Genomic DNA, 9995 nt, shown 5'->3' with positions numbered 1-9995 from the left:
AAAAAGATTTAATACAAAAAAGGTCTTAGCGAGACGCTAAGACCAGTAGGCTTTCGCAAGTGGTTCGTGGGGACACGAACCACGCGGCGCGGTATTTTTATTATTTAAGGATTAATGCTGGTTTCCGCTTCCATCGGTTTGGTAAGCACCGATATCGCTTCCCGGCGGGGTAATAATGGCTCCAAATGTTCCGGTGGTTTTTACAACGGCCATTGGTGTAAAATCTGTTCTGGCTTTATTGTGTCCGGGCGAATTGGCCTGTAAACCAAAGTTAGATGTTCCAACAGTGGTAATGTAAGCCGGCATCAGCGAAGCCGTTATCGGCCCAGGGTTTGCAGCATAATCGTACTGATCGGGATTGTAACTGAAGAACAAAGGATTTTTATCTTTAACAGTTGTACTTTTAATATCCGCCGATTGTGCCTTTGCAACACCATCGCTAGCTAAAAACTGCGCCAATATTCCCGGAGTACTTCCGTAATAGTATTGGTTATTGTATTTAATGTTTACCAGATCGGCATCGGTAGTCATCCTTAATCCAAAACGGCAGTTCGAAATGAGGTTGTTGTAAATTAAACCCCTTGCTCCCTGTTCGTAATTGATCGATCCACCACGGCCTGTTTTGGTTTGGCGGAAACCACAATTGGTCATGGTGTTATTGTACATGTTTACATTACACTGTATGGTTGTACCACCTGAGTTGGATGCTTTAAGTGCATTGGTTGCCGAACCGATAAGCATGTTATAACCTAAATCGCCAACTGTTCCACTTTTCATATTAAAACATTCCCCCCCTGCTTTACCGCAAAGTTCGAAGGTATTCCTCATGATCGAGATTTTACCGCCAACGGTTCTGATCCCATCGTCGGCACTACCGAAAACCCAGCTATCTTCCAGAATGAAATCCTTTTCGATATTGGCAAAATAAATGGCATAACGTGCATCACCATCTTTATAAATAGCGGCATCATTACCGTATGATGCTGCCCCGGCAAATTCAATGTGCGTCCATTTAATAATTACATCGCCACCTTTTGGGGTTGGCTTTGCTGCTGTAACCGGTGCCGGGCTGGCCAAAATACCACCCCAACTTCCTTTAAATACATTGTCGTATTTTGCTGTATTGGCTTCAGCATGATAAGTTGCTGCATTTTGTACCGTTATAAAATTCGGTTTTTCTTTGGTTCCCAAACTGATAAAAGTACCATGAACAGTAATTTGAGGTGCTTTATCTTTGGTGCCATCACCCACGGCGATTAAAGTAACCCCGTTTTGCATCAATAAGGTATCGCCATCGTTTACGGTAATATCTTTATCAAAATAATAGGTTTTTCCGGCCTGCATGGTGCCTTTGATACTTCCACCGGGAAGGTTTTCGGAAGTAATTAAAGATCCCGATTGGATAACAGGAACCGAAAGGGTTAAAATTTCATCTTTATGACATGAAGCCAGTAAAATTACCAATCCGAAAATGGATACTGATTTTAAAATATTTTTCATGATCTTATAATTTATAGCGTAAGCCCAATAAATAAAATTGTTTGTACTCATCTTTACGGATAAAAACGTTCTCTCCAACTGTCTGATTAGCCACGTCCTGATTAACAGTAGCAGTAGTTACCTGATAAGGCCTTCTGATTTCCAGTTCCGACGGTGTATTTAAGAGGTTGTTGATCTTGATGTAAGCAGAGAAATGTTTCGATATTTTCTTTTCAGCCGAAAGATCCAGGGTAATGGTTCCTTTTTGCCAGATATCATTATCAAGATAAGGTGATACGGTGTAAATCCTCGGACCTGTGTAAACCGCCGCTAATTGCGCATCTAAGCCTGAAACGGGATCTTTAAACAATAATGATAAGTTACCGATGTGTTTAGACTGGCCCTGTAACGGACGGGTTTGCTCTTCGGTACGCTGTGTTAAAGAAGTGGTTGCTGCATCTCTGTATAACACCGTTTTGGTGGTAGTAATTTTAGAATCGGTAAAAGTATAGTTGGCACGGAAACCAATTTTGCTGATGTATTTGGTAAAATCCATCTCAAAACCATAGTTAGAGGCATTACCAAAGTTTGCAGCAGTATAAAACACACTGGTAGCCTGGTTTACCAAAGCAAATTCGATCGGATTTTTGATATTTTTATAGAATACACCTACCAATAGCTGATCTAACTGTTTCGGGAAAAACTCATATCTTAAATCGTAGTTATCAGAGGTAATACGCTTTAAGTTCGGGTTTCCAAGCTCCTGGTAATCTGCGTCAGGATCGCCACCTGTATGCGGGATGAGTTCGTAAAAGCCCGGACGGCTGATTGCCGAATAATAAGATAAACGTAAATTCTGTTTATCGCCTAAAAAATATTTAAAGTTTAAGCTTGGTAACAGGTCGGCATATTTTTTTGATCCTACGGCTCCAACAATCTGATTGATGTTTGCTGCCGTTTCCCAATCCTGTTGTGTATTTTCGTAACGTAAGCCACCTAAGGTCTGTAAGTTGCCAATGGTAAATTTAAACTGGGCATAACCTGCAGCAATTTTTTCCTTGAAATTGTAATTTAACGGATCGTTTGGCGAACCACCAACGGTTTGCACCATAAAAGTATTATTGTTGATATCGCCATCGTAAACCTGTGTAGTACTACCCGATAATTTCAACGAGTAATCGTCGTAACTGCTGGTTCTGGTTTTATCACGGTACATCCCGCCTACACTAAATTCAACTTTGGTATCGCCGATTTTTGGTTTGTAGATAAAGTTTAAATAAGCTGTTTTATCCTCGTCGGCATTTTTTGCCCAAACATGCGATTGTGCCGCACCGGTTGAGTTAAAAAGAGCGGGATTCTGTGTCGACCCGATTTTGTTGCCATTTCCGTCCAGTACAGCCGTACGTCCGGTAACGATGTTCAATGAAGCCCTATCCGGTTCGTTTGCATCCGCTTTAGCATATACCAAAGACCAGTTCATGTCGAGGTGATCGGCCAGTTCGTGTTCACCATGTAAATTGGTGCTAAAAATCTGTTGCACCATGCGGCTACTTCTATAGGTATTACTTACCCGGCCTGTACCTGCACCAACCCTACCCAAATTTAAGGTAGTATCGCTCTGAAAACGGAATTGATTCTGGGCAAGGTTCATGTAAGAGGCATAAAAATCTATTTTATGATCTTTGTTAAATTTATAATCCAGCTTGGCATGTACTCCTGTACGCTCCTGTTGAATGCTGTAATTACGGCTGATTACACTTTTTAAAGCAGGTTCGTTAGTGGCACGGTCTACATCGGTATCGTAAAAAATGGTGCTTGTTCCTTTAAAGGTATTCTGATAGCTCAAGGCGGCCAAAGCACCAAATTTCTTATTTGCCGAACGCCCTCCAACACTTACTCCAAAAATAGATGAAACAGGGTTGTTCTTGCCTTTATAATTAAAACGGCCGTTAGAAAAATCGCCGATGGTTGCCGAGTAACTGTTGCCATTGGCAATACGTGGTGAAGATTTTGCACTTCCACCGTGGTCAAAAGCCGTAAATTCGTTAGGACCGATAAAAGTACCAGCCATACCCAAAGCCGCATTGGCACGGATGGTTAAACGATCTGGAGCATCCTTTAAAACCAGGTTAATTCCGCCACCAATAGCATCGCCTTCCAGATTTGGGGTTAATGATTTATAAACCTCCATCCTATCTACGATATCGGCCGGAAAAATATCCAATGGCACATAACGGTTTTTGTTATCCGGACTTGGGATTTTTACACCGTTAACCAAAGTGTAGTTGTAGCGTTTATCCATACCACGAATAATGGCATACTGGCCTTCGCCGTTGTTACTTCTTTCGATGGATACGCCAGAAACCCTTTGGGTTACGTTGGCAATGGTTAAATCAGGGGAAATTTCGATTGCTCTTGCCGAAACAGCATTTAATACCTGATCGGACTTACGCTCGATAGAACGCGATTTGTAATCACTTCCTTCATCCGATTTGCCTGAAACTTTAACTTCTTCCAAACTGCTCGATTTGCTTTCGATCTGAAGTGAAATAATCTTTAGCTCTCCGGCTTTAAGCTCGAAATCTTTGTCTTCGTCTTTGTAAGCTATGAATTTAGCTTCTACCTCATATTTTCCGGCCGGAACGTTTTTAAAAACATAACTACCATCAAGGCCGGTGCTTACGGCCACTTTAAAGGTCTTTTTTTCGTTTTTAAGCGTTACCGTTGCGCCTATTAAAGTTTCTTTTGAATCTTTATCGGTTACAATACCCCGCACTGTACCATTGTTCTGGGCAAGTGCAACGAGGCATAAAATCACATTAAAAAGTGTAAGTAAGAGTTTCTTCATACAGGGGTTTTATTTACCCGCAAAGGAACTCTTCGAACTTTAACACTAACACCTAAACAGATTAAGTTTATGTTAATTATTTATAGTGATTTTATTAAGGAATCTGCATCCTGATGACGATTACTTTAACTTGAGTAAATACTCGTGCGGATTATCCTGCAGGCCTAAATTCAAGGATTTCAGCTTTTTGATGTAATGCTCCCTAACTGTTGAATAGCTGTAATACGGAAAGGTTTTAGTGCTTAAGCCGTTAATGGCCACTTCTTTTTCGTTCAATAAAAATTTTACCAGATAATTTCTGTTCGATGGGTTATAATAAAAAATCCACTGGATGTTGGCACTAAAAGGGATTACATTTTCAGCTTTCCAAACCTGCTCGAAGGTTAAAATGTTATTGGTGGCCTCCGCTGCTCCATGAATACCCATTATAGCCGCAAAAGGCGCAATGGTTTCGGCATGGGCAAAACGCAGATCAGCAACAACCGGTTTCATTTTCAGGTAAATATCGGTGGTATTGATAAAATCGGCCAGCAAAGGTGCTGCCACCCGCACCTGTATGCCGTTGTTGTTTAAGCCAGGGGCTTTCTTCAAAAAGTCTTCGGCATTACCTAAAGCATTTAATGCATCCAGATCGGCAGCAGTAAAATAGGCTTTGAAATTAAGGTCTTTTATGGTTAAACCAACGGCTTTAATTTCGGCAGTTACGGCGTTAAGAATGGTATAAAATCCATAAACATCTTCTACAAAGTTAATTTTATCGGTCTGGTTCAACTTTGCCAGATAAGCAGTTTTAAAGAATTTTACAGCAAAACGGTTGGCAATATCATCCAGTTTTTTGGCCCTGGCCAGTTTTTGATAAGCAGCTATCCAGTTACCGTTTTCTTTAAATTCATCGTAGGTTTTAGAAAAATCGTAGAAACGGAGGTGGTCATCATCGGCATAATTAAAGGTAACGCGCTGCGTTAAAGGAGCAGATTTGATTTTCAAACCTTCCAAAAAAGCTTCAGCACTTTCTTTCGTCCTTCCTTTTTTGGTGGTCGCAACCAGCACCTGATTGTCAATGGTAAAAACATTTTTCTGGTTGGCAAACATTCTTTCGGCAATTCCCTTTAGTTCATTTGCACCACTTTGGGAAATGGAAGCCACATGATTTTCTTCTTCTTTACCCAGGTTGATGATGATCTGTTTTAAATCTTTACCGGATTGTGTGAGTTCGTTTAAACTATCAGCTTTTGATATGGTTGCATAGGCATAAGATAGTTTAATATCTTTTGTTAAATGCCTTGCACCATGCCTGCCCACAAAATTGATATAAACCGCTTTATAGCCATTTGGTACAGGTGTAAGTTTGGTTTGTTTGGGCAGATATAGTGTTTTTGTTCCCAGCAATGCGGTTGATGGCGTTTGCGCAAAAGCAAAATATGGAAGCAGTAAAAGCAGGTAAAATAGTTTTTTTCTCATCATAATTGAGCGCAAATTTAGCTTTCCAATATTAAGATTAAGTTAAGGAATTATGTTTGACGGAAAATGTAAGATGGAATATAGTCGGAGGTCGGATGTCCGAAAGTCCGAAGTTTGGTTACAAATGAGGTAGCTCCACGGCTTTGCGTACTTCGCGCCCTTTGCGGTAAAAAAATTGCCACGGAGGCACGGAAAACACAGAGAACTAATGCATGTGAGACTTAAATTATCATGGAAAATGTAAAATGGGTGATGGAAAATAGTTGGAGGTAAGATGTCCGAAAGTCGGATGTTTGGTTGCATATTTTTCAATACGTCACCCCGAATTTATTTCAGGGTCTTTACAGAAACCCGCTTACGCTCGTTTCTAACGAGCGTATAAATAGCCTGACGATTTCATCGTCAATGTAATTATAAGAGAAGTTAACTCAAGTGGGAGACACGAACCATGAAGGCTAAGACACGAATCACGGAATTGGGGCTTTATAGCACGATAGATCCTGAAATAAATTCAGGATGACGATCGCATTTTGACACCACTTTTTTAAAATTAAGATTGCGCAACAACATCCATCGCTACGCAATCATTAACTAACCAAATAAATGTAATGCTGCAGATCAGCTAACCGAACTGATCAATAGCAGCTTAAGCTAAATTTTGGACATCCTAAAAACCAAAATCAAATAGCATTTACATTTAAATCTTTAATTGAAATCCCAACTGATGTTATCTTTAATGGTTTTGCCATCTTTTACCACAATGGTTTCAATTGTATTTTTTCCTTTTTTCAGGCTAATATTTTCGAATTTATATAGCACGTTACCATCAACCAGTTTAGGTTCGGCACTTACTTTCTTTCCATTTAACAAAAGTTTTGGAGCGCCGATGTTGGAATAAACCGTTACCTGTGTATCTTGATGCTTGCGCACTTTCGCTCTTCTTTCAGTTAAATACAGTACAGGTTCTTTACTCCAGTTTGCCTTGTACCAATAAAAGGCATCTTTCCTGATTTTACGGTCGAAGGTTACCAAACCTTTCATGTTACGTGCAGGCATGCTGCCACGGTTCCACATTGGCGTAGCAAAATCGAACATATTCCATACATAAGAAGCCAGTATATAAGGATGTTTGGCAATAATAGGCCACTGTATTTCGTGGGTTTTCGTTTCGTAAGTTTCCGGATAATCGGGCAAAGTATAATTGTAGGTATCTTTTAAATCGGCCTGCTCCTGCTGATGTAAAATATTGCCATCGGCACCATATTCGGATAACACCACCTTATTGTTAGGATATTTCGTTTCGAGGTCTGTTGCCCATTTATCCAAAGCCCCAATTTTACCCTCATACCAGCCATAATAACGGTTCATGCCCTGTACATCAGCGCTAAGGTTAGTTGGGCGGTCCATTTCGCCGTAACCACTTACAGTAATGGTGTAACGATCGGGATCTAATTGTTTGGCTAGATCGTTTAAGTCGCGGCTAAGTACCGCAGGGAAATCAGCAGGTGTTTTGCCATACACTTCGTTATGTAATCCCCATAAATAAATGGATGGGTGGTTGTAATTCTGCTTGATCAGTTCTATCAATTGCTGTTTTGCGTTTTCGCCCTCTTCGCCGGTATAGGTATTTACAAAAGGGATTTCTGCTGAAATAATAAACCCCATGCTGTCGCAGGCTGAATAAAGGTATTCGGATTGCTGATAGTGGGCCAAACGGATAGTGGTTGCGCCCATTTCTTTAATCAGATCGAGATCTTCTTTATGCTGCGCATTGCTTAATGCACTACCATATTGCCACCTATCCTGATGTCTGGAAACACCATACATATTATAACGTTTGCCGTTAAGCATCATGCCCTTTCCGGCTACCAGTTCGAACTTACGGATACCCAATGGCTGCGAAACTTCATCAATTACCTGGTTATCTTTAATGATCTGCGTTGTTACTTTGTAGAGATATGGATTATTGAAACCATCCCAAAGTGTTGGATTTTGAACTACCAGCTGCTGAACATAAGCTTGCCTGCCCTGGGTATTAACATTATAATTTTCGGTTTGCTGCGCCACATCTTTGCCAGCCTTATCGTAAATGGTGGTTTTGATCGATACATCGGTTGCGGCAGCCAATTTGTTTTCAACTTTCACTTCTACTGCAATGTCGGCCGATTTTTCGGAAACATTTTTCTGAGAAATATAAATTCCCGGCGAGGCATAATCGGTAGTGGTGATATTGAATTTATTTGTGGCAATGAGTTCAACCGGGCGATAAATACCTCCATAAATCCCAAAAAGGAAATGGTTTACAGGAATAATATCCCTTTTTGCTGTATTATTGGCCTTAACTATAACGGTATTGCTTTTACCAATAACCACTGCATAACTAATATCGACACAGAAAGCGCTGTACGCTCCTTTGTGTTTGCCCACCAGTTTATTGTTTACATAAACCTCGGCGGTTTGACCTACACCTTCAAATTTCAGGAATAGGCGTTTATCTTTATAATCGTTACCAAACACAAAATCCTTTTTGTAAATGCCTTCGCCTTCATAAAAGTTTTTGGTCGTTTGCATATCAACCGCATTCCAGGTGTGCGGAAGGGTAACTTTTTCCCATTTTGTGGTTGCACTATCTTTTGTTTTTTTGAACGACCAATCGGCATTAAAAGGCAAAGTGATCCTGGCCTGTTGTTGGGCCGATGCAAGGCCAACCGTAAAGGCAAACAGGGCAATTAAAAGTGATTTTCTAAATCTGGAGCTATCTATCTTCATTCTGCTATATAAAATTGAGGTTTGTTTTACCTCTGCTTGTTTTAATTGTTTTTTATAATCCATCGTCCTCGTTGTAACGAGGATGCAAGAGAATGGCGATTTTATCGCCGCTAAACTAATGCTCACCCTGCATTACAAATGCAGACCTCGCTAATCCTCGTTGCAAACGAGGACTATCTTACATCTTTGCATCCATCAGTTTCGCTGATTTTGCTTTAGGTGCAACCAGTTTCATTTTGATCACAAATGCCCTGTCCGGTTGAAAATCTTTAGGCAGCGTTACATCGTAATAAGTATTTTTATCAAGATCAAGCCCAATATCAGACTGTTTTAAGGATAAATCTCTCTTATTGAGTAATAAAGAAGCGTTTCCAGGAACCTGTGTGGCATTTTTTGGAACTGCAATGCGTACAATGCCATTTACAGGCCTGTTGAATACGGTTAAATACAGGTTATCATCCTTTTGCGTAAAATAACCTAATTTTGAAGGTGTTAATGCAGCATGGCGCACGCCATACACCGCTTCGGCATTCTGTTTTACCCATTCGCCAATCTCTTTTGCCAGCTTATCTTCTTCAGGATGCATATTCCCATTACCGTCCGGACCAAAATTCAATACAAAATTGCCGTTCATTGATACTGAATGCATTAACATATCCAATAAATCATCAGTGGTTTTGGTGTAAATGCCCGACCAATCTTTCATATAACCCCAACCATTTGGTGGAATGGTCATTACCGCATCCCAATCGTTACCATTTAACCATTCGAATTCGGCAGGTAGTTTTCGCTCCCAACCCTGCTCATAATCGCCAAGGATATTTCCGTTGGAATCAAAATGGCGCGAGCCATGCTCATCATTACGGAAACGCGATCCAATAATTAAACCGGGATGTTTTTCGCGGAGTTCTTTCTCCAGGTTGTAGGTAAATTCGTAAGCGCTTTTCCAAGAGGCATCCCAGGTACCATCGAACCAGAAACCTTTAATTTTAGGGTAATTATCGAGTAGCTCTAAAAGTTGGTTGCGGATGTATTGCAGAAATTCATCAAACTTTGCTTTCTCTTCATCCGTTTTTGGGGCTTTGCCCATATAATTTGGATTATTCCACTCCAAAATGGAAAAATAAAGGTATACGTCAATCCCTTCGGCAGTGTAGGCATCAACGATCTGTTTTACGATATCTTTTTTATAAGGCGATGCCGAAACATTATAACCTGAGTATTTTGTGGGCCAGAGCGCAAAACCATCGTGATGTTTAGTGGTAAAAATAACATACTTCGCGCCCATATCTTTTGCCTGTTTGGCCCAACGTTTAGCATCGAAGTTTTTCGGATTAAACTGCTTATACAGGTTATCGTAAGTGTTTGTCCAATCTTTTGGAGCAGTTGGTCCGCCCCACGAGCGGATCCATTCTGAAGCGGCTGCCCCGCCTCTAGC

The 9995-nt window shown here is 40.6% G+C and carries 5 protein-coding genes; all 5 read right to left on the bottom strand.

From position 1 onward, the window contains the following. Positions 1-111 precede the first annotated feature (111 nt). Positions 112-1500, bottom strand: a complete 1389-nt coding sequence (locus B2V92_RS17155) for a hypothetical protein (protein ID WP_293310392.1) — start codon at positions 1498-1500, stop codon at positions 112-114. 4 nt (positions 1501-1504) lie between these two features. Further along, the gene (locus B2V92_RS17150) at positions 1505-4327 is read right to left on the bottom strand and encodes a TonB-dependent receptor (RefSeq protein ID WP_293310390.1); all 2823 of its coding nucleotides are present in this window, start codon (positions 4325-4327) and stop codon (positions 1505-1507) included. 120 nt (positions 4328-4447) lie between these two features. Next, complete coding sequence (locus tag B2V92_RS17145; protein WP_293310388.1) at positions 4448-5791, bottom strand: histidine-type phosphatase; 1344 nt, start codon at positions 5789-5791, stop codon at positions 4448-4450. A gap of 702 nt (positions 5792-6493) precedes the next feature. After that, positions 6494-8557 (bottom strand): glycoside hydrolase family 2 protein, encoded by a 2064-nt coding sequence (locus B2V92_RS17140; protein WP_293310386.1) that lies wholly within the window; start codon positions 8555-8557, stop codon positions 6494-6496. A 178-nt stretch (positions 8558-8735) separates the two neighbouring features. Then, positions 8736-9995, bottom strand: a 1260-nt coding sequence (locus B2V92_RS17135) for an alpha-L-fucosidase (protein WP_293310384.1), incomplete at its 5' end; no start/stop codon positions are given.

It is taken from the genome of Pedobacter sp. UBA5917 (assembly GCF_002432345.1).
Lineage (GTDB): Bacteria > Bacteroidota > Bacteroidia > Sphingobacteriales > Sphingobacteriaceae > Pedobacter.
Note: the sequence above shows the minus strand (reverse complement) of the source record. Positions and strands in the feature narration are given on the sequence as shown.

Excerpts from the sequence above, each read along its gene's own strand:
- B2V92_RS17155 (WP_293310392.1), bottom strand. The coding sequence starts at position 1,500 with ATGAAAAATATTTTAAAATCAGTATCCATTTTCGGATTGGTAATTTTA.
- B2V92_RS17150 (WP_293310390.1), bottom strand. The coding sequence starts at position 4,327 with ATGAAGAAACTCTTACTTACACTTTTTAATGTGATTTTATGCCTCGTT.
- B2V92_RS17145 (WP_293310388.1), bottom strand. The coding sequence starts at position 5,791 with ATGATGAGAAAAAAACTATTTTACCTGCTTTTACTGCTTCCATATTTT.
- B2V92_RS17140 (WP_293310386.1), bottom strand. The coding sequence starts at position 8,557 with ATGAAGATAGATAGCTCCAGATTTAGAAAATCACTTTTAATTGCCCTG.